Source organism: Paenibacillus sp. Cedars (assembly GCF_003184205.1).
GTDB lineage: Bacteria > Bacillota > Bacilli > Paenibacillales > Paenibacillaceae > Paenibacillus_AQ > Paenibacillus_AQ glucanolyticus.
This window is the reverse complement of the sequence record NZ_CP020866.1, coordinates 1,793,523-1,818,381: the sequence shown is the minus strand read 5'-3', so window position 1 is coordinate 1,818,381 and position 24,859 is coordinate 1,793,523. Positions and strand designations below refer to the sequence as shown.

General features: G+C 49.5%; 21 protein-coding genes and 1 pseudogene. 1 reads left to right on the top strand and 21 read right to left on the bottom strand.

Annotated features, from left to right (window positions below; all coding sequences use genetic code 11):
* Positions 1-12 precede the first annotated feature (12 nt).
* From B9D94_RS10135 to uxaC, 10 genes are all read right to left on the bottom strand, one after another.
* Complete coding sequence (locus B9D94_RS10135) at positions 13-780, bottom strand: DUF3388 domain-containing protein (RefSeq protein ID WP_006211259.1); 768 nt, start codon at positions 778-780, stop codon at positions 13-15.
* A 204-nt stretch (positions 781-984) separates the two neighbouring features.
* Positions 985-1,239, bottom strand: coding sequence for a DUF3243 domain-containing protein (locus B9D94_RS10130; protein ID WP_006211260.1), 255 nt, complete (start codon positions 1,237-1,239; stop codon positions 985-987).
* Positions 1,240-1,346: 107 nt separating this feature from the next.
* Entirely contained in the window at positions 1,347-2,117 is a 771-nt protein-coding gene (gene fabG / locus B9D94_RS10125; RefSeq protein WP_006211261.1) for an elongation factor P 5-aminopentanone reductase, read from the bottom strand.
* Entirely contained in the window at positions 2,117-3,397 is a 1,281-nt protein-coding gene (locus B9D94_RS10120) for an EF-P 5-aminopentanol modification-associated protein YfmH (RefSeq protein ID WP_148246939.1), read from the bottom strand. Before B9D94_RS10120 ends, fabG begins: the two co-directional genes overlap by 1 nt.
* Before the next feature lie 3 nt (positions 3,398-3,400).
* Complete coding sequence (locus B9D94_RS10115) at positions 3,401-4,681, bottom strand: EF-P 5-aminopentanol modification-associated protein YfmF (protein WP_148246938.1); 1,281 nt, start codon at positions 4,679-4,681, stop codon at positions 3,401-3,403.
* Positions 4,682-4,806: 125 nt separating this feature from the next.
* Positions 4,807-5,622 carry a spore cortex-lytic enzyme gene (gene sleB, locus B9D94_RS10110; protein WP_148246937.1) on the bottom strand — a complete coding sequence of 272 codons (816 nt, stop codon included), beginning with the start codon at positions 5,620-5,622 and terminating at the stop codon, positions 4,807-4,809.
* Positions 5,623-5,802: 180 nt separating this feature from the next.
* Positions 5,803-6,915 carry a glycoside hydrolase family 88/105 protein gene (locus tag B9D94_RS10105; RefSeq protein WP_148246936.1) on the bottom strand — a complete coding sequence of 371 codons (1,113 nt, stop codon included), beginning with the start codon at positions 6,913-6,915 and terminating at the stop codon, positions 5,803-5,805.
* A 43-nt stretch (positions 6,916-6,958) separates the two neighbouring features.
* The gene (locus tag B9D94_RS10100; RefSeq protein ID WP_148246935.1) at positions 6,959-8,473 is read right to left on the bottom strand and encodes a UxaA family hydrolase; all 1,515 of its coding nucleotides are present in this window, start codon (positions 8,471-8,473) and stop codon (positions 6,959-6,961) included.
* Positions 8,470-9,987, bottom strand: a complete 1,518-nt coding sequence (locus B9D94_RS10095; RefSeq protein ID WP_148246934.1) for a tagaturonate reductase — start codon at positions 9,985-9,987, stop codon at positions 8,470-8,472. Before B9D94_RS10095 ends, B9D94_RS10100 begins: the two co-directional genes overlap by 4 nt.
* A 4-nt stretch (positions 9,988-9,991) precedes the next feature.
* Positions 9,992-11,416, bottom strand: coding sequence for a glucuronate isomerase (gene uxaC, locus B9D94_RS10090; RefSeq protein ID WP_148248751.1), 1,425 nt, complete (start codon positions 11,414-11,416; stop codon positions 9,992-9,994).
* 194 nt (positions 11,417-11,610) lie between these two features.
* On the opposite strand from uxaC, the gene B9D94_RS10085 reads away from it, so the two are divergent.
* On the top strand, positions 11,611-12,474 hold the full coding sequence (locus B9D94_RS10085) for a helix-turn-helix transcriptional regulator (RefSeq protein WP_253806128.1): 864 nt from the start codon (positions 11,611-11,613) through the stop codon (positions 12,472-12,474).
* 85 nt (positions 12,475-12,559) lie between these two features.
* On the opposite strand, the gene B9D94_RS10080 is transcribed toward B9D94_RS10085, so the two are convergent.
* The 11 genes and pseudogenes from B9D94_RS10080 to B9D94_RS10030 form a co-directional block, all read right to left on the bottom strand.
* Positions 12,560-15,226, bottom strand: coding sequence for an FtsK/SpoIIIE family DNA translocase (locus B9D94_RS10080; protein ID WP_172963932.1), 2,667 nt, complete (start codon positions 15,224-15,226; stop codon positions 12,560-12,562).
* A gap of 40 nt (positions 15,227-15,266) precedes the next feature.
* On the bottom strand, positions 15,267-15,509 hold the full coding sequence (locus B9D94_RS10075) for a YlzJ-like family protein (protein ID WP_006211269.1): 243 nt from the start codon (positions 15,507-15,509) through the stop codon (positions 15,267-15,269).
* A complete protein-coding gene (locus tag B9D94_RS10070) occupies positions 15,506-16,282 on the bottom strand; it encodes a ClpP family protease (RefSeq protein WP_006211270.1) in 777 nt (258 codons plus the stop codon). Before B9D94_RS10070 ends, B9D94_RS10075 begins: the two co-directional genes overlap by 4 nt.
* Before the next feature lie 275 nt (positions 16,283-16,557).
* Positions 16,558-18,237: a ribonuclease J gene (locus B9D94_RS10065; RefSeq protein ID WP_006211271.1), complete on the bottom strand. Its 1,680-nt coding sequence runs from the start codon at positions 18,235-18,237 to the stop codon at positions 16,558-16,560.
* A 222-nt stretch (positions 18,238-18,459) separates the two neighbouring features.
* On the bottom strand, positions 18,460-19,341 hold the full coding sequence (dapA, locus tag B9D94_RS10060; protein ID WP_063480013.1) for a 4-hydroxy-tetrahydrodipicolinate synthase: 882 nt from the start codon (positions 19,339-19,341) through the stop codon (positions 18,460-18,462).
* Between the two features lie 110 nt (positions 19,342-19,451).
* A complete protein-coding gene (dapG, locus tag B9D94_RS10055) occupies positions 19,452-20,666 on the bottom strand; it encodes an aspartate kinase (RefSeq protein ID WP_006211273.1) in 1,215 nt (404 codons plus the stop codon).
* 70 nt (positions 20,667-20,736) lie between these two features.
* Positions 20,737-21,250 (bottom strand): annotated as a pseudogene (locus tag B9D94_RS10050) (Asd/ArgC dimerization domain-containing protein); the annotation flags it as partial.
* Between the two features lie 112 nt (positions 21,251-21,362).
* The gene (locus tag B9D94_RS10045; RefSeq protein WP_006211276.1) at positions 21,363-21,950 is read right to left on the bottom strand and encodes a dipicolinate synthase subunit B; all 588 of its coding nucleotides are present in this window, start codon (positions 21,948-21,950) and stop codon (positions 21,363-21,365) included.
* Complete coding sequence (dpsA, locus tag B9D94_RS10040) at positions 21,951-22,847, bottom strand: dipicolinate synthase subunit DpsA (protein ID WP_006211277.1); 897 nt, start codon at positions 22,845-22,847, stop codon at positions 21,951-21,953.
* Positions 22,848-23,097: 250 nt separating this feature from the next.
* A complete protein-coding gene (gene dut / locus B9D94_RS10035; RefSeq protein ID WP_172963931.1) occupies positions 23,098-23,544 on the bottom strand; it encodes a dUTP diphosphatase in 447 nt (148 codons plus the stop codon).
* Complete coding sequence (locus B9D94_RS10030; RefSeq protein ID WP_006211279.1) at positions 23,519-24,787, bottom strand: M16 family metallopeptidase; 1,269 nt, start codon at positions 24,785-24,787, stop codon at positions 23,519-23,521. Before B9D94_RS10030 ends, dut begins: the two co-directional genes overlap by 26 nt.
* Positions 24,788-24,859 lie beyond the last annotated feature (72 nt).

Here is a 24,859-nt window from a genome sequence, read left to right as displayed (position 1 = left end):
GTCAAAAAAATATTATAAATCGTCACTATAAGAACCCGTGAACGTATCATAAACGATTTCCTCATCCGGATTGTTTCGCAATTCGATTATAATATCGAAATCCTCATAGGAATATTCGGATTCACGAACAAAAATGTCCGGATGCTCAATCACCTTCGTGCTATCCATCCCCATAATATCCTGTAAGAGCTGATAATGGCGCTCGTTCGAACGGATAGTGCTGACAATCCCGTCAATGATAAAAATATTGTTTGAATTCATCTCATCCTCGGACAGCTGACTGCGAATCGTTTGCCGAAGCAGCGTAGAGGAAACAAACGTCCAGCGTTTCATCGCACAGACACTGCCTGCAATAATGGACTCCGTTTTGCCGACGCGGGGCATCCCGCGAAGACCGATGACCTGATTTCCTTCCCTTTTGAACAATTCACCCAAAAAGTCAACAAGTAAACCGAGCTCATCGCGTGTAAAACGGAAAGTTTTACGATCATCCGAGTCCCGGTCAATATATCGTCCATGTCGGACAGCCAAAATATCGACCAGTTTAGGGGGTCTCAAGGCTGTTACCGTAATATTTTTCATCTTGTTCAGCATTTTGCCCATCAGAATGATTTTCTCTTCATCATCCGTCTCAAGGAGCATACCTCGGGTTTGGCCTTCGACGCCGTTAATTGTCAGGATGTTCACTTCAAGCATACCGAGCACAGATGCAATATCACCGAGCAAACCTGGCCGGTTCTTATGTATCTTGTATTCCATGTACCATTGATTCGATTCCACAAAGACACCTCTTTGCACTTCTTTTCCATCAATATTCGACAAATTCCAGCTAAAAATGCACGCAAAAACAGGTCAAATTAAAAATGGATCACGTTAATGATATATAAAATAAAAATGAAAGGCAAGTATTAACGGTAACATGAAAATTACATTCTTTTTTCTTGACAAAAAGCCCCCGTTATCGGGGGGCTTTTTGGATGTGGTTTATGCGTTGTTCTTGGCCAATCTCACCATCAGACGGGCGATAACGTGGCGTTCTTCCTCGTTACCTACGTCCCACAATTCTTTCAGTGCCCGGTTGGATGAGTTTTGCGGGTCTACCTTCTCATCCAGGAAGTCGCCGATCTCAAAAGCCAGCTGAGAAATCGTGTCTTCGCTCATACCTGCTTTTTCGGCTTGAACGACGCGCTCTCCCAGAAATTTCTTCCAGGAATCAAAGTTTTTGATTACGGATGACATGAATTAAATCCTCCTTTTGCATGGTGGCAATCAGATTTAAAGTAACAATAGTAATATGTCCCCGTAACCAGAACCTTATGAGTGGTGAATTGCACCACGAACGAATATCAAGTCACCCAGCCGCCGTTCGGACTGATCACTTGGCCGGTGATGTATCCCGACTCAGGCAGCGCCAAAAAATATACCAGCGAGGAAATCTCATCAGGCTGTGCCAGCCTGCCGATTGGAATCTCCTCTTCCAGCATGCGGATTTCATCCGAATCCAGATGTCCCAGCATCGATGTATCCACCGCACCGGGCGCAACGGCATTCACCGTAACGCCGGAAGGAGCAAGCTCCTTCGCCAGCGCCTTCGTGAAGGCATTTACGCCGCCTTTGCTTGTGGAATACAACACCTCGCAGGATGCACCCGACAGCCCCCAGATCGAGGATACATTAATGATCCTGCCAAACCGCTGGGAAATCATGCGTCCCATGAACGCCTGAGAGCACAGAAACATCCCCTTCAGGTTAATCGACATCAAGGTGTCCCACTGTTCTTCCGTGGCGTCAGACAGAAGCCCGTAATGGGATACACCGGCATTATTGACCAGGATATCCGGCTCCATGTTATGACTCTGAAGTTTCTCCTTCATCCGGAGTATTTGCTCTTTGTCCCGAAGATCGGCCGATACGGTCAACACCTTCGCTCCGTAAGACATACAGCGGCGGGCCACTTCATTCGCCGCCTCATGCGAATTCATGTAGTGAATAACCACGTTCATACGAACCGAGGCAAAGCGCTCCGCAACGGCTGCCCCAATGCCTCTGCTCGCCCCCGTAATCAGTACCGTCATTTCCCCGATCGGCTTCAATTCTCTTCCCATGTCTTGCTTCATTACGGACTCACGACAATGGATACAGCCAGTTGATCCCAGTCGACATGCTCTTGCAGTCGACGGTTAACATCGTCTACCGTAATGGACTCATAAACCGGCAGAACCTTGAAGAGATCCGCTCCACGGAACTGATAGCGTGTAAATTCATGGGCGATGTTCTCCGGGGAATTGAGCATCCGTAAATAACCGCCCATTTTCTTTTTGCGGGCCCGTTCAAAATCCGATTTCTGGAATCCGCTTGCTTTCAGTTTATCCACCTCTGTGCGAATGCGCGCGAGCAGCTGGTCCGGATCCTTGGTATCACCGCCAACTGCAGAGAATGCATATTGCGGCGCACTGTTGTATTCATGGCCGAAACTGTCCGAAATCAAATCGTCATCATACAGCTTCTGATACAACTCGGTGCTGGAGCCAAACAAGAGATCCATCATCAGCTTCGTGGTCAAATCGCGGTGCAGCTGCTCTTCAGCTGGTAATCCGACCTGCTTCTCCTTAAAGCCAAACAGGCATTTCGGCAGTGATACGGCCAGGCGGCTCTCTCTGCGCTTCTCTTCGACACCCTGCGGCTCCGGATCAAAAATACGCTCAATGGAGCCTTGCTTGTCATACGATTTTCCCGCCTGATTCGATCGGACAAGGTTCATCGTTTCCTCAGGATCCACGCCCCCAACCACAAACAACAGCATGTTGCTCGGGTGATAGAAAGCATTGTAGCACGTATACAGGTCTTCCTTCGTAATCGTTCCGATGGATTCCACCGTACCGGCGATATCAATGTGCACCGGATGCACCTTGTACATCGCTTCAATTAAGCCGAAATACACACGCCAATCGGGATTGTCCTGGTACATGTTGATTTCCTGCCCGATGATGCCTTTTTCCTTCTCCACGTTCTGATCCGTAAAATAAGGATTCTGAACGAAATCGATCAAGGTCTCCAAATTTTCATGGATGTTCTCCGTTGCAGAGAAGAGATATACCGTCTGGTCAAAACTTGTGAAAGCGTTCGCGGAAGCTCCGTTGGACGCAAACTTGGCAAAAATATCACCCTCCGGCTCCTCGAACATTTTGTGCTCAAGGAAATGCGCTATGCCGTCCGGCACCTGCGTCTCAGACTCGCCTTCGACCTTGAAATGGTTATCCACGGAACCGTATTTGGTTGCAAAAGTCGCATAGGTCTTCTGAAAGCCGGGTTTAGGCAGCACATACACATGCAGACCATTATCCATCACTTCGTAATACAGCGTCTCCTGCAGGTTGTCATAATGAATGCTCTCCACCGGCTACTCCTCCTTTTGGCCTTTCAGGAAATAGATCGTATCCAGGGAAAATGCCGAAGCTGCCTGCTTCACATCTTCCACTGAAATGCCCTCCACCTGATTCAGCAGCTCATCCGGCGTACGTTCACGGCCCGACAGCGTGCGGTTGAAATCATAGGCGATCATCTCAAAGGCCGAATCCTGCATTTCTTTAATGACATTCCGAATCATCGCCTTGGTCTGCGACATCTCGATATCGGTGATGGCACCCTTGGCCATGTCATCGAGCTGCTGGCGAATAATCTCTACAGCCTTCTCGAAATTCTGAACCTCGATCCCGGACTGAATGGTAGCAATCCCTTTATGACCGTCATAGCGGGAAGAGGCATAATAGGCCAGGCTCTCCTTCTCCCTCACGTTGACAAACAGCTTCGAATGCGGGTATCCGCCCAAGATTCCGTTATACAACAGCGCGGCTGCGTACTCGTCATCTCCGTAAGTAATGGTGCTTCTAAGCCCCATATTGAGTTTGCCCTGATTTATCTCAAGCTTCTCTACAACCGTCTGCGTCCCGCTCGTGGCGGTCCGCGTGGAAGAAGGAACATAGTCCTTGCTTCCCGTGCGGTTGAGTTTAAAATGCTCTTCTACGAGCTTTTTGACCTCATCAAGACTCGTATCTCCGACCACATACAGATCCAGAACGGATTCATTGAGCCAATTCTGATAGGACTCATACAGTCCTTCCGGGGTTATTCCGTCCAGATCCTTCCGTTCGCCCAGCGGATGCAGCCGATACGGCTCATTCTTGCACATCACCTCAATACAGCGCTCCGCAGCATAACGAATTTTATCATTAACGATAGATTCCAGCTTTTTGCGAACCGTGTCACGTTCGGTTTGTACATAGGATTTGCGAAATACGCCGTTCTCCAGCACGGGCTCGGTAAAGGCTTCTCCCAGGAAGGCAAATGAGGAGCGCAGCAGACTCTCGGGACTTTTTACAAAAGAATCATTAATCGTATCCATACGGAAGTGCACGATTTGATAATCGCCCCGCTTATATACATCAAAACCAAATCCGGCGCCGTACAGCTGCTCCAGCTGCTCGCGGAAAGCCCTTGTTTCCGGGTAGGAAACCGTTCCTCTTCGCAGTACAAAAGGAGTGAGCGCCGTGGATGTCACCGTATCTTCTGCTAACGGACTTCCGGCGTAAAGCGATATCGCAAATGTCTTGAATCGGTTCGTCGGGAGAACGTGAATCCGTATCCCTCCGGCTGTTCCGTGTTCAAATTCCGTTTTCGTCAAGGTCCATATCCCCTTACATCATGGATTGTCGTTGCCATAATTTACTTCATAATTAACTTTCATTCTAACCCATCGCAAAGTGAAGAAGCAACCGAAGACAGGCCCCGGTTGCTCTAATTAACGGCTTACATACAGAAGATATGCTGGCCAATAGTTTTGACTTGAGGACGCGTCCAGATCCATTCCGAGGTAGCTGTTTTCGGGTTGAAGTAGTAGAGACAGCCCCCTGTCGGATCCCAGCCGTTCAGTGCCTGCTCTACAGCTTTCCGAGCTTGCTGGTTCGGCTCAAGCCATATTTGACCGTCAGCCACCGCGGTAAATGCTCTCGGTTCAAATATAACCCCATGAGGGGAGTTTGGAAAACTTGGCGATTTCACCCGGTTGATAATGACAGCCGCTACCGCAACCTGACCTTCAAACGGCTCTCCGCGAGCTTCGCCATATACGGCATTCGCCATAATTCTCAAATCATTCTCGGAAAGCCCCATTGTATTCGAAGAGGCTAGGTTGTTATTGGTGCCCCCGTTGTTCGCTGAACCGCCGTTGCCGCCTGCACCAGCAGCTGCTCCGCCTTCGTGAAGCTTGGGAGCGGTTGGACGGAAATCCTTGGTTGCATTGTACAGTTTAAGCTTGACCTTCGGACCGACAACGCCATCCACCTTCATACCGAACTCCGATTGGAACCATTTGACGGCCCCTTGAGTCTTGGAACCAAATACACTGTCAATCTTCCCGTGATAAAAGCCCAGGTACTTAAGACGCCCTTGCAGCTCATACACATCTTCGCCAGTCGAGCCGAATTTAATGGTCTGCTGACTGAAGGTTGGTAAAGCTTCCTGAAGATTCGTGTTGTCATCAGCTTTTAGCCTTCCCTGTGCGAAGACTGCCGCAGATAACAGAATCGCAATGCTTATCAGAATCCAGATTCTTGAGTTTTTCATGCTGTGCTCTACCTTTCTCTTGTGGTTTAACAAGCCTCGCTAACGTTATTATGACAAGCCTGCCAGTTTCCTATGCACCTATTCCCCAATGCCAACCGAAGGCAGCGTCTCATTTCAACACAAATAGAGCCATTCCTAAGTCGGAACGGCTCTTGGCGCTAGAATATGATTCAGCGATAACTACCCCTGGCTTCTGCTAAGTTCTACACACGCCATGACAAGCGCACCCACGCCGTGAAGATCATTCTCGCATTGCTGCCTCTCCACATAATGCCGGTAATCTCCAACCCCGGTGCCTATGCAGATCCTGGGCATAACCAGATGCCCCAGCTCATTGTAATATACGGAATGAACGAGGCCGTTATAACCTTGGCGTGCATGCGACAGCATGGAGGGGTCGAGATAACCGAGACGTACTCCCTTGGCTAATGTATAAATGAACAAACTGGAGCAGGAAGTTTCCAGCCAATTATCCGGCTCATTCCCTTTATCCAGCACTTGATGCCATAATCCCGTTACCGGATCCTGATAGCGCACAAGCGCTGCACACAAATCGCGAAGTACTGGTGCCAGGTCCTCACGCCCTGAGTGGTCCTCAGGCAATAAATCGAGGAACTCCACAAGGGATAGCGCATACCATCCCAGAGCGCGTCCCCAAATTTCCGGTGACTGTCCGCTAACCGGATCTGCCCATGGCATCGTTCGGCTCTCATCCCAAGCATGATAGTATAATCCCGTTGTCTCATCCTTTGTATGGGAACGCATCAACCGCTCCTGAAACAGCACATCGTCAAATAATGGCGGCACTTTATACTGCTCCGCGTATTTCATGGTGAATACCCCGCCCATATACAACCCGTCCAACCACATCTGATAGGCATAACGATCCTTATGCCAATATCCGCCCTCCGTGGTCCGATTCAGTGTAGACAGCAGACGCAGCAGCTTATCGGCTGCTGCCCTATAGCGAGTCTCTGGGAATACCGAGTCAAGCTCCATCAGAAGCAATCCCGCTTGAACGGAATCGAGCTCCCCCCGCTCCAGCAGCAGATTGCCGCTCGCATCAACCAGATGATCCACATATCCTTTGATATATTTCAGATACTTCTGCTCGCGGCTAAGCTTCCATAATTGCGACATTCCAACCAGAAACACACCTTGATGATAATGCCACCGCCCTGCAGGCGGAAGCATCTCCGGCGAATACGTTTCCATGATGGATTGGCAAGCCCTGATGCCGAGTTCCAGCGGAGACAAGCTGGACTGAGCCTGATGCTGTACGGGATTTGACATACGTGCTCCTCCTTTTTTTGCTATACATAATCAAACGCTAGGGTTACAAAATAACGCCATCCTTAAAAATTGAAATCTCCCGAAAGCCGTTGCGTTCGTTTCGCGTCTGTTCAGCGCCCGATGCCAATTGAATCAACTCGTTCATTAATTCGCCATGAAGCTCATCCATGCTTTTCCCTTCCAGCAAAGCTCCTGCGTTAAAATCGATCCAATGCTTTTTACGGGCAGCTAGCTCGGAATTGGTGGCGATTTTTACCGTTGGGACAGGACCGCCAAACGGTGTGCCCCTGCCCGTCGTAAACAGCACAAGATGAGCACCGGCCGCTGCAAGCGCCGTAACCGAAACGAGGTCATTGCCGGGTGCTTCAATCAGGTTCAAACCCGGCTTGCTTGACCTGACACCATAGTGAAGCACATCGGATACTATAGCCGTTCCGCCTTTTTGCGTACAACCGAGAGATTTCTCTTCCAGGGTCGTGATGCCCCCTTCTTTATTCCCGGGTGAAGGATTTTCATAGATTTCCTGTCCATGCGATACAAAATATTGCTTGAAATTGTTAATAAGTTTCGTCATTTCGTGAAATACCTGTTCGTTGGCCGCCCGTTCCATCAGGATTGTTTCCGCCCCGAACATTTCCGGCACCTCCGTAAGCAGCGCGGTTCCGCCATGGTCCGTAATGGTGTCCGCGATGCGTCCTGCGAGCGGATTGGCGGTGATACCCGAAAGACCGTCCGATCCCCCGCATTTCAGTCCGACTTTCAGCTTGGATAGCGGAACTTCCGTCCGCTTGAAGCCTTCGGCATAATCCACAAGCTCCGATATGAGGGAAAGGCCTTCCTCCAATTCGTCCTCCATATCCTGAGCCCGCATATATTTAATGCGATCCCTATTCTTATCCCCAATCATCGCCTGCATCTGATCGATCTGATTGTTCTCGCAGCCGAGTCCTATAACAAGCACGCCTGCCGCATTGCCATGCTGTGCCAGCGATGAGAGCAGGCGCTGAGTGTGGTTCAAGTCGTCTCCCAGCTGCGAGCAGCCGTAAGGGTGCGGGAAGTGGTACACCCCATCAATGCCTCTTCCTTGAAACTGCTGATCTGCCAGACGCGCCAACAACTCGCAGGTTTTGTTAATGCAACCGACGGTATTGATAATCCAGATTTCGTTACGAATCCCAACCTCGCCATTTGCTCTGATATAACCTTGAAATGTTGGTGAATCAAGCACAGCGGAAGAAACTTCCGCCGAAGATTTGGGGTTGGGTTTATATTCATACTGGACTTCACCGGCAAGACCCGTCTTTAAGTTGTGGGTATGAATCCATGTCCCCGGCAAAATAACTTTCTTGGCAACCCCGATCGAATACCCGAATTTGTATACATGGCTGCCCGGCTCAATCATGCGAAGAGCAACCTTATGGCCTTTGGGCACATCCTCAGTCAACTCAATCGCGTGTTCCTTCCCGTTCAGCAGGCCGATAGCATGTTCCCCAGCCGTCAGAGGACGAAGCGCGATACCGACATCATCCTTGGTGTGAAGTATAACGATATCGCTCATGTCACTTTCAACTCCATTTCCTCTATATATCTGCTCACTGATTCATGAAGATTTGGCACCTCGTTCAAGTCAGCTTCCCATAATGCCGTGTTACCAAGTATGGAGGTTACAAGGTCAGGTATCGTCCATTCCTTGCCATTCACCTTACGCCATGCCTGGTGGAACAGCTCAAGGCTGGCAGGATCATCTCTTAACAGAACCTGCTCGCCGTGAAGTCGCTTTCCATACCACTGACCGTTTATTTTCTCAGCATCATACAGCATGATTAAGGAAGCCAATCCCACTGTCATGACTTCGGGCAGTTGATTATACGTGCGAACGTATCCCATTAAACACGGTAGAAGTCTTACCTTAAACTTGGAAATACTGTTCATAGCAATATCCTGGAGCTTGTGCTGAATATAAGGATTGCGGAATCGCTCCCACACCGTTTCCGCATACGCACCGACTTCCTCTAGCGGGAGAGGCACCAGGGGGACGATCTCCTGCAGCATGGCGCTGTGGATTCGCTCTCCCCATTCCTTGCTCTCTGCCATCTCCCTGACTTCATGAAAGCCCTGCAGCAGACCTATGGAAGCCATCAAGGTATGCGTACCATTCAGAATCCGTACTTTTCTTACCTGATACGGGGTCAGATCGGGTACCCAGCTTACCTGAAGTCCCGCCTTCTGCAATGGCAGCCTGGACTCCAATGCCGGATCCCCCTCGATGGCCCAGAAGTAATAGGGCTCTGCCGTGTTCAGCAATCGATCCTCGCAGCCCCATTTGTCAAAATACGTCTGTGCCTCGGCCGGATATCCGGTTACGATACGATCCACAAGCGAGTTCAGGAACACATTATGCTCCTCGACCCAGCTGCGAAAAGCCGACGGCAGCCCCCAGTCCTGCGCATGTCGGAGGACAATGGACTTCAATATGTCCCCGTTGCGCTCCAGAAGCTCACAAGGCAGCAACATCAATCCCTTGTCCGGCGAGCCCTCAAAATGCGCATAGCGGCGATATAACAGCATAGTCAACTTACCGGGATAGGACATGACAGGTTCGAACGGATTCCAGTCACTCTGCTGGTAGTCGAGACCTGCTTCCGTTGTGTTGGAGACTACCATATCCAGGGAATCCAGCTCCGCTATTTTCAGAAAATCCGCCCATTCGGTATAGGGGTCAATCAGTTCCGAGAATACCGGAATCCATTGTTCCTTCTCGATCTTCCGGCCATTCTGCAAACCTCGGGTCAGCAATCCGTAGATGCCTTCCTGTTCACGAAGCTGCTCCAGCTTGTGCCGCCCTCCCGGTCTTGGCTGACTCACGGCAATACTCCCCTGGAACAAGCCCTGGCGATTGCACTCATATATCATCCAGTCGAAAAAACCGCGCAGAAAGTTGCCTTCCCCGATCTGAAGCACTTTCACAGGATAGTTCATCATTGCCATATCTTGATGTACCCTTTCTTGATGTTTGAAGGAATCCCGTCCAATCCGTTTCCAAGAACGGTTTTCTCCTGTTTTTGTTTCCATCGCTCTAGCCCCCTTCCGGCTGCTCAAATCGGAAATAACTCTCTGCGTTGTTATAGCAAATATCCTGAACAATGCTTCCGAGCCAAGGAATATCCTGCGGTGCTTCGCCCCGCGTAACCCAATCGCCAAGAAGATTACAGAGAATCCGCCGGAAATACTCATGACGGGTGTAGGACAGGAAGCTTCGGGAATCGGTCAACATGCCGACAAATCGACTTAACAGGCCCATATTGGCGAGTTTGCTCATCTGATCCATCATGCCGTCTTTGGTATCATTGAACCACCATGCCGAACCAAACTGGATTTTTCCAGGGATACCGTCACCTTGAAAGCTGCCGATCAGAGCGGCAAGAATGTCGTTATCTCGCGGATTGAGCGAATACAGAATCGTTCGGGGAAGCGACCGCTCCTGGTCAAGCCGATCCAGCAGCTTCACGAGAGGTACAGCAATAAGACTGTCATGAATCGAATCATATCCGGTATCCGGACCCAACTCACGGAACATCCGGGTATTGTTATTGCGATGGGCATTGATGTGAAATTGCATGACCCAGCCCAGTCTGGAATAGATGCGTCCCAGATGCAGCAGCGTATACGTCTTGAATTGTTCTTCTTCTGCACGAGAGACACCGTCTCCCTTAAGCGCTTTCAGGAATATTTCGGATGCATCGGATTCCGTAACCTCATGATAAGGCACATAATCCAGCGCGTGATCGGATACCCGTCCGCCAACCGAATGGAAGAATTCTGCACGCTGCTCAAGCGCAGCCAAGAATGCCGAATAATCTTCAATCTCCATCCCGCTTCGCTCGGCCAATAATCTCACCCAAGGCACAAACGTCTCTCGATTGATCTCCAGTCCCTTATCCGGCCGGAAGGATGGCAGCATTTGAAATCCCGTATTCTCTTCCTCTGCCAGCTTGATATGATATTCCAGCGTATCGACCGGATCATCGGTGGTACAAACGACCTTAACCTGGCTACCCGTTATCAATCCCCGGGTTGTAAAATCAGGCTCCAGCAAACGCTTATTCGCCGCCTCCCAGATGCGTGGTGCATTCGTTTCATTAATCATGTCATGGATGCCGAACAATCTTTGAAGCTCCAGGTGAGACCAATGGTATAACGGATTGCCAATTGTCATCGAAACCGTGCGCGACCAAGCCAAGAAGCGGTCATAGTCTTTAACACCCTGGGCTCCCGTAATGTAAGCCTCTTCCACCCCACCGGCACGCATAGCCCGCCATTTATAGTGATCTCCGTTAATCCAGGCTTCAGTCAAGTTCTCAAACCGATGATTGTCGTATATCATTTGTGGACTCAAATGACAGTGATAGTCAATGATTGGCATGTCTTTTGCATAGTCGTGATATAAAGCACGAGCCGTCTCGTTATGAAGCAAAAAGTGTTCATCCATAAAAGCTCTCATGATCTCACCGTCCATTTCTGTATATTCATCTACTATGTTACGGCATCATCAGTTGGATTTCTTCACTTTTATTGCGCTATTAACAGATAATTCAACATATCTTGCTTTGTTTTCTGAAGGAGAAGTTGATACAATATAAGCTGATCCATTCGAGGATTGTTTCATCCTATATGATATGAACGAAGCGGGGGCAAATGATGATGTCCAGTGATACCCGTACCGTCGCCTACGGAGAAGAAGAAGGGGAATTTTACTACCACCGCATTCATCGCACCAAACCCTTTGAACGAAATAACCATTACCATGGAACCTACGAAATTTACTATTTGGTATCAGGCGAACGCCATTATTTTATAAAAGAAAAGCTGTACTCCATTCGAGCCGGCGATTTAATTCTCATCAACAAATTTGACGTACATAAAACCTCCGGGCAAGGAGACCCGGAGCATGAACGTATCGTCATTAATTTTAGCGATTCTTTTCTGGGAAAAGGCCATCCGTTGCTGGCATCCGGATTGCTTGGCATGTTCAGCCAGGATACACCTTTGCTGCGGTTAACCATTCCAGAGCAGGACACCGTTCTGCAAATTTTGAACAAAATGGCTGATGAAATTACAGAACGCTCGGATTCCTATGAGTACATGCTTCGTGTATTGCTCATGGAATTATTGATCAAGACCCATCGGCTAATCCGATCAGCTTCCTTGCCTACACCCGCCTCCATGAACCCGCTCCATCAGAAAATCACCGACGTGGTAAAACATATCCACGCCCATCATGCTGAAAAAATAACGCTGCAGCAATTATCCGAGACCTTCTTCATCAGTCCGTTCTATCTGTCCCGGATATTCAAAGAAATCACGGGTTTTACCATCATCAACTACCTGAATCTCACCCGCATTCGCGAAGCGCAGCGACTTCTGACGGATACGGATCTGAAGATCGTGGATATCGCTGAAGCGATTGGATTTGAGAGTTTAACCCATTTTGATCGGACCTTTAAGAAAATTATGAAAATGACCGCAAGCAAATACCGTAAATTCAACAGCATCTCTTGAAAAATTCAAAAAGGAAACGAGCCAGACCAAGCACCTCTTGGTTCGACTCGTTTCCTTTTATTCTAGCGTGATGAATTCATTCAGCTCAACTGATACGATTCTGCTGCTGTTGGTACTGCTCCATCGACATGAGTACTTCCCGTGGCTTGCTGCCCTCATAAGGACCGATCACGCCTCGAGCTTCCATCGAGTCAATGAGACGGGCTGCACGGGTGTAGCCCACTCGCATTCTCCGTTGAAGCAGCGATACCGATGCCTGTTTCGCTTCCAGCACAATCGTCACCGCCTGCTCATACAGCTCATCCAATTCTTCATCATCGGAATTCGAAGATTCATCAATTTCAGGAACCAACGATTCGTCATACTCTGCCTGTGCTTGATCACGGACAAAATCCACAATGTTCTCTACTTCCTGATCAGTCATAAAAGCACCCTGCACCCGAATTGGCTTGGAAGAGCCCATCGGCATAAACAGCATATCCCCGCGGCCAAGCAGCTTCTCAGCCCCCGCCATATCCAGAATGGTCCGGGAATCGACTTGAGAAGATACTCCAAAGGCAATACGGGACGGAATATTCGCTTTAATGACCCCGGTAATCACGTCCACCGATGGACGCTGGGTGGCGATAATCAGATGAATTCCGGCAGCACGTGCCATCTGGGCAAGACGGGTAATCGCGTCTTCTACGTCGTTTGCGGCAACCATCATCAGATCGGCCAACTCGTCCACAATCACGACGATGTAGGGCAGTACCGCAGGCAAATTATCCTTCATCAGATTATTGTAACCCTCAATATTCCGTGTTCCGGACTTTGAGAATAACTCGTAACGCTTCTCCATCTCAACAACGATTTTCTTAAGCGCCAGCGAAGCCCGCTTCGGATCGGTTACGACCGGTGCCATCAAATGCGGAATCCCGTTGTAAACGTTAAGCTCAACCATTTTCGGATCGACCATCAGGAATTTAACCTCATCCGGCTTCGCTTTATACAGAATGCTGGTAATAATGCCGTTGATACATACCGACTTCCCTGAGCCGGTTGCACCTGCTACCAGAAGATGGGGCATTCGCGCCAGATTCCCAACAATCGTCTGACCGGATATATCGCGACCGAACGCGATCGACAGCTTCGATTCCGCTTCTTGGAAGGTCGGTGTCTCCATAACCTCCCTCATCGTAACGAGAGAGACTTCATTGTTCGGCACCTCAATGCCGATGGCCGATTTGCCTGGAATCGGTGCCTCCATGCGGATATCCTTGGCTGCAAGCGCCAATGCAATATCATCGGTCAGATTTACGATGCGGCTTACCTTGACCCCGATGTCAGGCTGAATTTCGTAACGGGTGACAGAGGGTCCTCTTACAACCTCCAACACCTTAGCCCGTACGCCGAAGCTTTCCAAGGTTGCCTCCAGCTTGCGAGCCGTTTGCATATAATCATTCTGGTCGCCACCCTTACCGCCATTGTTCGGTTTGGATAGCAGGCGGAATGGCGGCAGCTTGTACGGCTTGGGTGGTGGTGCAGGAGGTGCTGACGGTGCCTTACCAGCTTGGACGCCATCGCCCGCAACAGCTGTTGCATCCAGATCACCGCCGCCCGGCAGCTCATTGGCATCAATCGAGTTGGTACCGGCCGCTTTCCCTCCCGGCTCATCCTGAGCCAGAGGAGGCATCACGGCTTCCTGATCATCGTACTCGTCATCCAATCGTTCTTCTTGTTTCACCTGCTCGAAGAAATCACGAATAATCGGAGATGACGGAACCGAATCGACAGGAGGAGTCGCAGCATCCATAACTCCTTCAGGCTGATCCGAACTGTTAAACAGGACAACCTCGCCTTTCTCGTTAGTACCGTGCCCATTCCCCACTGTAAATACCGGCGCACTGTCATCAACAGCTTCCACTGCCTCTTCCGGTACTTCATTCCGCTTGTTGCCTTTGGAACCAAACAGCTGGAAGAACTGCGGCGCTTTGCGGCGCGGCAGCCTCATGCTCTCCATATCATCCAGATCATCATCATCCAGATCTTCCGGAAGCTGCATCCGTTGTTCCTTGGCATTTGATTTCGCTGCTGCTCTCGATTTCGTCTGCTGGCTGTTCACTTTCTTCTGAATCCGTTCTCCAGCTTTCACTACCCTCACACGGAACATGCGCATCAGATCAACATAGGACAAATTCGTTATCAGCATGAAGCTGATAAATAACATGACAATCATAATAAGTCTTGCCCCTATGCTGCCAAACAGCATCAACAAAAAAGCAAACTGCAGGGCTCCAACGTAGCCCCCGCTGATATCTCTGCCCATCACGGGATGATGTCCATCATCGACCCCGCCATCAAGCAGTTCGCCTTGCAAATCACTATGTATCTGGCTCATCGCATTCGATGCATTCAATTGTCCGATTGGGGCCAACTTGGACTCCAAGCCTGCGATGCTGCTCATTAAAGTGAGCGACAATATCAGAAGAAGGACACCGGTACGTCTGCTGTTCCACCGCTTGGGCCATTTCCGGTGAATCATTACCATTAACCCGTAATAAATGCCGATCAAGGGGATGATAAAGTAGTACTTGCCCAGCAAATATCCCGACATCTTGGATAGGGAGCGCCCGACCGGTGCTTCTCCGGATAAAGCGATGACCGAGAGTGTCATCAATACAATTCCATATATTTCATATTTCAATACTGCTGCAAAGGCTGCCTTCTTCTTCCTTTTCCGTTTTGCCAAAAGTGTCACCCCCGAATCCATATTATAGCATAATATTCGGTGGCGTACCTATGTTCTGTTTTTAGCCTTTTGCCTCATTTTTTACCGTCGGAATATAGCGAATGATAGACCCCGGAGTGTAGCGAGGGTTCAGATAATCCTGAAGTCCGCATTCCAGTAAACGGACAATCTTCGCTTGATCCTCCGCCAGAGGTTCAACTTCCATCAGTATTCCCTCAACACGGATCTCCCTGGATGTGACAGCAGTCTGATCCTCTTGAAACATTCCGATCGGGTCGAACGGCATTACACTGTACCATATCATTGCGTAATCCCCCCGGGACTGATCGGTTTACGCTCTGCGATCATGCTGTTTAAACGACTCAATGCCTGTCCGATCCCGCCTACTTCGTCCATTAACCCGTATTTGACCGCATCAACTCCCGACACTGCGGTTCCGATATCCCGGTTCAGCTCACCTGTTGCAAACATGAGATTCTTAAACCGCTCCTCCGTGATGCCGGAATGGCTCGTCACGAAGCGCACAACGCGTTCCTGCATCTTTTCCATGTATTCAAAAGTTTGCGGGACACCAATGACCAGCCCACTCATGCGAATCGGGTGAATGGTCATGGTTGCACTCTCCGCAATAATGGAATGGTCCGCTGCTACGGCAATCGGTACGCCGATACTGTGTCCTCCCCCTATAACCACCGTTACCGTCGGCTTGCTTAGCGAAGCAATCATCTCTGCAATGGCAAGACCTGCTTCAACATCTCCTCCTACTGTATTTAGGATGATCAAGAGTCCTTCGATCCGGGGATTTTGCTCAGCGGCGACAAGCTGTGGAATCATATGCTCGTATTTCGTTGTCTTGTTCTGTGGGGGAAGCACGAGATGGCCCTCGATTTGACCAATAATGGTCATGCAAAATACGTTGGATTCCCCACCATTCGGAAGTCCTGTCTGCCCCAGCTGCTGTATGGCTTCCGTAACAGCCGCCTTCTTGCCATCCTCCGTGGGAATGGTCGGAGGAGCTTCTGTCTCACCGGTTAAACCTGTTCTTCTCTTGCCCGTGGTCCATTGATCCTTGTCCATCGTGCATCCCTGCCTTTATCTTAATGTCTAGCTGCAGCAGCAATCACACAGCTAACGTTTAGTATGGCAAATGACGGGACTCTTTTATGCTTGCAGTGACAAAAGGACATCCTCATTACTCATACAGGCCAAGTCGAATAAACTTCTATCGAATTGCAAGTCCGAAAGCAGTTTCAAGGAAAAGAATATAAAAAGCCCCTCTTTCGCGGGAACCGTCCAATTATTACCTGCGAAAGAGGGGCGACTGTGTGCCTGATTTATTTTATTGTCTTGTATCAGACTTCCATAATGATCGGCAAGATCATCGGTCTGCGACGTGTTTGCTCATACAAGAAGCGTCCCAAAGCGTCTTTTACGCTGGTCTTAAGTGACGCCCATTCATTCACGTTTTCACTCATCAGCTTCTGAAGGGTGCTGGAAACGATACGGTTGGCTTCATCCAGAAGCCCTTCGGACTCCCGAACGTATACGAATCCACGCGAAATAATATCAGGACCGGATACGATGGAACCGTTTTGCTTGCTCAAGGTAACAACGACGACCAAGATACCGTCCTGAGACAGCAGCTTGCGATCTCGCAGTACGATGTTACCCACGTCACCGACACCAAGTCCATCAATCAGAACGTTGCCTGCTGTCACTTTGCCGGCCTTGCGGGCCGAGCCACCTTGAATTTCAACAATTTCACCGATATCGGTAATAAAAATGTTGTCCGGATCGACACCAACGGACTCTGCAAGCAGAGCATGACGGCGCTGCATCCGATACTCGCCATGGACAGGGATGAAAAATTGCGGTTTCATCAGATTCAGCATAAGCTTGAGCTCTTCCTGACTGCCGTGTCCCGAAACGTGGACACCGGAATTGGATCCGCTATAGATAACGTCTGCTCCAAGACGGAACAACTCGTCAATCGTACGTCCTACATATTTTTCATTCCCTGGTACCGGAGTTGCTGCGATGATGACCGTATCTCCCGGCAGGATGTCCACCTTACGGTGAGTAGACCGGGCCATACGTGTCAGCGCTGACATCGGTTCACCCTGACTGCCTGTACACAGAACAACTACACGGTCCGCTGCCATTTTGTTTACCTCTTCAGGTTCAATCAGCATACCCTCGGGAATGTGCAGATATCCAAGCTCTGCTGCAATGGATACCACATTCACCATACTTCTGCCGATTACGGTTATTTTACGGCCTGTGGATTCAGCTGCGTTGACCACCTGCTGAATACGATGCACATTGGATGCAAACGTTGCAACAACCACGCGCTGCTCCGCTTTACGGAAGATATCTTCCAGAACAATGCCCACATTTTTCTCAGAAGGCGTGAAGCCTGGTCTTTCTGCGTTCGTACTGTCCGACAGCAGAGCCAAAACTCCCTTGCTTCCGATCTCAGCCATACGCTGCAGATCTGCATATTGGTCATTTACCGGAGTATGGTCAAACTTAAAGTCCCCTGTATGCACGACATTGCCTTCAGGTGTTTCAATGGAGATTCCCACGGAATCCGGAATGCTGTGATTCGTCTTGAAGAAGGTTGCTTTCAACGTGTTTCCGAGTTGAACTTCAGAATCTGCGTTGATCAGAATCCGTTTCGTCTCACCAAGCAAATTCGCTTCTCTGAGCTTGTTCTCAACCAATCCGAGCGTCAATTTCGTTCCATATACTGGAACATTCAAGTGTTTCAATACGTAAGGGAGGCCGCCGATATGGTCCTCGTGACCGTGAGTCAGCAAAATCCCTCTCACTTTGTCGCGATTTTCCGTTAAATAGCTAATATCAGGAATAACAATATCAATCCCAAGCATATCTTCTTCTGGGAACTTCAATCCCGCATCCACGACAACGATGTCATTGGCATACTGGATGACATACATGTTTTTCCCGATCTCACCGACGCCGCCCAAGGCAAAAATCGATAGTTTATCGCTGCTTATTTTCTTAGACAAATGTATCTAACCCTCCTATAGTTTTGGACGTCGTACCATTGTTATATTAAATTTCAAAAAAATACCGCACCCAGTCACTTGAATTCATTATACATGATGAAAAAGTGAAAACACAAGTCAACCACCTTCGTGAGCCTTAGGATGCCCCGAAACAGAGGGGTTTAAAACGAAGAAGCCACTGCCTTCAATGAAGGCAGTGGCTGTTCTGTATCAGCAATTATGTTACAGGGAAGAGAGAATACGGCGGATAAAAGCAGCCTCATTCTCGCTTGGAGAAACAAGCGGCAGACGAACATCGCCGACCTGATATCCGCGCTCCGTCAAGGCGAATTTGACCGCCGAGGGATTCGGAAGCGGCTCAGGGCATTCAAAGAGACCTTTAAACAGCGGGAACAGTGATTGATGAAGCTTTGCGGCTTCCTTCACATCGCCCTCCACATAAGCATGAATCATATCCTTCATTTGGGATCCGGCAATATGGCTGGCCACACTTACGATCCCGTAGGCACCAACCGACAGCGCAGGCAGCGCAGCAGAGTCGTCACCGGAATATACGATAAACCCGTCCGGAGCTCCTGCCACAATGCTGGTGACCTGGTCGATCGAAGCACATTCCTTGGTTGCCACGATGTTCGGAAGTTGAGCCAGGCGCAAGGTCGTAGCCGTACTTAGGCTAATGCCCGTGCGTCCAGGCACATTGTACAGCATGACAGGCAGTGATGTCGCCGCGGCAATGGTCTCGAAGTGCCTGTAGAGTCCTTCCTGGTTCGGCTTATTATAGTACGGAGCGACAAGTAAAATGCCGTCGACACCGCAGTCCTCTGCTTTTTTCGTCAATTCTGCAGAATGTGCCGTATCGTTGCTGCCGGTACCCGCGATAATCTTGCTTCTTCCAGCTGCCTGCTTCACAGCAAAAGAAAACAGTTCGAGCTTCTCGGTTTCACTTAGCGTAGGTGATTCACCCGTTGTTCCTGCGATGACTAACGAGTCCGACTTCTGATCAACAATCAGATGCTCAATAAGCCTCGCAGTCTCGTCCCAATTGATCTGACCATTCCGATCAAAAGGGGTAACCATGGCAGTAATCAATCTTCCGAAATCCACAATGACTCCTCCTTAAAGCTCTCTCGAGCGGAGAGCTTCCTTCGTAAGTAATCTATATTTGATGTTTCATTTCAACTTACCTCTGGCCTGCGTGCGCTCTGAAATACAGCTTATACATGTAGTTCGAATTTATGATGCAGTGCGCGCAGCGCTTGAGCCATATCTTCCTTCTTCACGAGTACCCATATCGTTGTGTTCGAATCGGCCGATTGCAGAATCGATATATCATGCTCACTTAAGGATTCTACGATTTTGGCCATAATGCCCGGGACGCCATTTATACCGCCGCCGATAACGGATACCTTCGCACAGCCGGACAAGCTTTTGGGTTTCAAATCCAGACCCTGCAGCACTTCGATCGCTTTCTCCGAATCGCTGTCAAATACGGTATAAAGCACTCCCGTAGGGGTAACATTAATAAAGTCTACACTGATGGAATGTTCAGCCATCGATTTGAACACCTTCAGTTGAAGACCTTCCGTACGGTCACATTCCACTGAAATTTGCGTGATATTACTTACATATGCAACTCCCGTCACAAAGCGGTCTACAATGCCAGACTGAATATCTCTGAAACCTTCCGGCTGGGTAACCAGCGTTCCCTCATTATCCGAGAAGGTTGACCGCACTCTGACCGGAATTTGGGATTGCATGGCAATCTCAACCGCTCTGGGATGTATGACCTTAGCACCCTGATGAGCCATATTACAGATCTCTGTATAACTCACATAACTGAGCGGCTTCGCATCCTCAACAATTCGGGGATCCGCTGTAAGGATACCGTTAACATCCGTATAGATGTCCACCATCTCCGCACGAAGTGCCGCACCCAGTGCAGTAGCCGAAGTATCACTGCCTCCCCTGCCCAACGTTGTAAAGTCTCCAGAATCCGTCTGGCCCTGGAAGCCTGTCACAATAACCACTTGATGATACTCCAATTCCTTTAATACTCGTTCAGGTTTTACGTCCTTAATGCGTGCATTTCCGAAGTGATCGTCTGTAAGAAATCCGGCTTGAGCACCTGTCAGCACCGTTGCGGTTATCCCTTCATGCTGAAGCAGACTGCACAGTGTCGTTGCTGAGATAATCTCTCCGCAGCAGAGAAGCAAATCCCGCTCTCTGCTAGGCAGGGCGTTGCCGTTATGCCCGATCCAATCCAGAAGGGTATCTGTAGCATAAGGCTCTCCGCGGCGTCCCATAGCCGATACAACCACCACTAATTGGTATTGGTTGGCCAGTTCGCGCTGAATGTGCCCGATAACATGGGTTCTTGCTTGCGGTGTAGACAATGATGTTCCGCCGAATTTTTGAACTAAGATGCGCATTGAATATTCCTCCGTTTATATATGCCCAGGAGACGTAAATTGCGGGCCTACCGACTGAAACGGCCGGCTGTTAAGCCTGGCCGTTCCGTTTGTTCACAATGAGTTCTGCGATTTCCACGGCATTCCATGCCGCACCCTTTAGAAGGTTATCTGAAACGATCCACATGTTGGCCTACGCTTATGCGCCAGACCGCGGCGAAGCCGACCTACGAAAACATCCGGTTTCCCTTGGCATCCGTATCCAGCGGGTCCGATTGAAAGCTTGGATCCTCAACCAGCGTAACTCCGGGTGCATTCGACAGAAGCCGTTGAACATCTTCCAGATCATCGTCATTCTTGAATTCCCACATACACGGATTCAGAATGCCTCTCACAACCGGGATACGTACACAGATAGCCGTCACTTCGATGGATTCGTCGCCCATAATTTTTCTGGTCTCGTGGACCATCTTCATTTCTTCTAATGGATAGCCATTCTCTGTACATTTATCGATCTGCGGAATCGCATTAAAGGCAGTTTGATGTTTCACGGGCAGCGATCCGACAGGTAAAATGTCAAGCCTCATCTCTTGACCAGCAAGAACTTCTGGGCTCTAGCACAGTATGCTTGCTGATCTGCCTGATCTCTCCGTCAAGAATAAAACGATGGCTGCAGTTGTTTCTAGAGTGCGTATCGGGCTACAAGACCTTAACGCATTAAGAATATTCCACAATCATCGGCTGCAGCTGTTTCCCTTCAAGAGCCGCATAACACGCTTCCGGAATGAGATTCATTTTGGCGACAAGCGAGTTTGGTTTCTGCTGGGGATTATCCTGCCCATACGGAACAAAATAGATGTTCTTCGTAATCAGCAGTTTAGCGATATTCGCCGCATTTAGCCCAAGGCCATCGTTTGTTGAGATCGCCAGCACAAGCGGCCTTCCATTTCTCATCTGCGCCTTGGCTGCCATTAAGACAGGACTGTCAGTCATCGCATTGGCCAGCTTGCTGGTCGTATTTCCCGTGCAAGGAGCAATGACCAAAACGTCAAGAAGCTTCGATGGGCCTAGTGGTTCCGCGTCAACAATTGTAGAAATAATATCATTACCCGTAATATCTTTCAACTGTTTCTGCCAATTTTCCGACGTGCCGAATCGGGTATCCGTTGTCATGATCGTGCTGGATACAATCGGCACCACGTTGGCTCCCCCGTCCTTAAACCGCTGGATCTGCGGCATCACTTCTTCAAGCGTGCAGTGTGATCCTGTCAGGGCATAACCCACTGTCTTTCCATTCCAATTCATCTACGCATCCCCCCGAATCTTGATTTCTTCAGAAATCAGCTCCACCAGCGTATTGGCCATAATGATGCCAGCTGTTTTTGGAGCCACGATTCCGGGTAGTCCGGGTGCGAGCATGGCTTTGATACCCCGTTTCTCGGCATAGCGAAAATCGCATCCGCCGGGTGCGGAGGCGAGATCAATGATAACTGCCTCCCGAGGCATTTTCGAGATGATTTGTGCTGTGACTATCATAGTTGGAATCGTGTTAAAAAGCAAGTCAATAGAAGGCACATAAGACCCTAAATCCCTTACCAGGAAAGGTTTCCAGCCCATTTCCTCAGCTCTGGCATAATGCTCCGATTTGCGTACGCCCATCAGAATTTTGGCACCCAAACCTTGCAAGCTGCGAGCCATTGTAAAGCCTGTTCGTCCCATGCCAAGCACCATGCTGGTTGAACCGTGAATCGTAAAATCCGTATTCTGGATCGCCATCATCAGCGCACCTTCCGCTGTCGGAATTGAATTATAGATGGCAACATCGTCCCTCTCCAATATCTCTACCAGCTTGATCTTATATTTGTCACATAGCGAGCGCAAATACGGTTTCGCCATGCCTGTATAGATCACTCCATGACCGGGCATTGCTGCGATATGCTCCTCCTGCAGTCGCAATGGCCCTTCTGAGAACAGCGCACTGACACGTCCCTCATCATCACATCCAACCACAGGCAGGATCAGAGCATCTGCGTCCGATAACAGCTCCGGTGTGAACTGCTCACGAGTCACTCCCTGAAACGAATCCTGCAGCTTCTCAAACCCGGCGATCATGACGGAGGCATCCATCTCAGCGCATTTGCGAATCACTTCAATTTGCCTTGCGTCTCCTCCAACAAAGACGGTCCGGACTCCTGTCAGCATGGAAGGCCTCGCTCCTTTCTTCAAACCAACGTATAAACCATCTTATGCTGCCGCCTATGGGGTGGTGAGCGCATTTCAATTAAACTACCGCCTTAACGCATTAAATAAAGCCGCAAACCCGACATGGCCCGTTCAGGTCGTTTGCTGCAGTACATCAGCAAATTGAAAAAACACCGCCCGGTACAAACCGTGGCGGTGTTTAGCGTGTGCTGTATGATGTTGATGATATCAGAAGCTTTCTTGCTTGAATTTACTTGCCGGTATGTCCGAATCCACCCGCACCCCGTACGGTGTCGGACAATTCCTCTACCTCTATGAATTCCACGGCAGGGACGGTTTTAAACACCATTTGAGCGATGCGCTCATGACGTTCTATCGCAAAAGGCTCCTGCCCCAGATTGACCAGCAGCACCTTAACCTCCCCGCGATAATCGGCATCAATGGTGCCGGGGGAGTTCAGGCAGGTGATGCCGTGTTTGAATGCAAGCCCACTGCGAGGGCGGATCTGCGCTTCAAGCTCAGCCGGCATCGCGATTGCAAAGCCGGTCGGGATTAATTTGCGCTCGCCCGGATTTAAAACCACGGGCTCCGCAACCGCTGCATGCAGGTCGAAGCCTGCAGCAAGCTCGGACATTTTCACGGGCAGTTTAACATCTTCATTACCAGGCAATCTATTGATTTGAACGTAGTGCAACAAATTCATTCCTCCTAAGTACATTCAATGCTTTATCTGAAGTTCCTACCATCGCTAGTGCATATGGAGTCCCAAACATGCGGTCAAGAACCGCATCTACATCCTTCATGCTGACCTGCTCGATCCGCTTAATGATTTCGTTGAGGCTGAAATGATGGCCCAGCATCAATTCGTTCTTGCCCAAGCGATTCATGCGGCTGCTCGTGCTCTCCAGACCAAGAATGAGGCTGCCCTTAAGTTGTTCCTTCCCCTTGCGCAGCTCCTCCTCGGTCATCCCATTGGTCGCCACATCATGCAGCATTTCCGTGGTCAGTTGAAGTACTTCCTTCGTCTGCTTGGGAGCTGTACCCGCATAAATGGTAAACATGCCATTGTCGGCGTGGGAACTGTGGTAGGAATATACCGAATACGCCAATCCACGCTTTTCCCTGATCTCCTGGAACAGCCGTGAACTCATGCCGCCACCTATAGCATTATTAAGCAGCACCATCGCGTACTGAAGCTCGTCGCCGATGGAGCAGCCTGGAAACGACAGGCAGATATGATTTTGCTCTGTTTTTTTCTTGCGGAATTGCACGCCGTCCAGAAAAGCAGGCACAGCCAGCGGCTCGGCAGTTCCATGGTTTGTAAAGCCGCCGAAATGGCGCTCCAACAGCTCGATCACTTCATCATTGATGTTGCCTGCAAGGGCAATCACCGTATTCTCAATCGTATAGTGTGTGTCCATGTAGGATTTAAGCGCCTGTGAATCCATCGATTCAAGCCGTTCCTTCGTGCCGAGAATCGGATAGGCGAGCGGATGATCCCCATAAACGGATAACGACATCAGATCATGAACCAAGTCATCGGGCGTATCCTCATACATCGCGATTTCTTCCAAAATCACATTTTTCTCTTTCGCCAGCTCACCCGCATCCAGCTTCGAGTTGAAGAACATGTCGGACAATACATCAACCGCAATCGGAAAATGCTCATCCAGCACCTTGGCGTAATAACAAGTGTATTCCTTGGAAGTGAAGGCATTAACGTTGCCGCCTATAGCATCAAATTCCTCTGCGATAGCACGGGCGTCAAAACGCTCCGTCCCTTTGAACATCATATGCTCTATAAAATGCGTAATCCCGTTGATCTCAAGCGATTCATTGCGGGATCCAGTCTTTACCCAAATGCCGAATGAAACCGAGCGACTCGTCGGGATTTGCTCCATTACCACTCTCAGGCCGTTAGACAATTGTATTTTTTTCACGATAGGGCCCCCTAACTGTTCCATCCAGGTTCACTTTAGCTGATCAACAGCCTCATGCCATCCATCATTCTA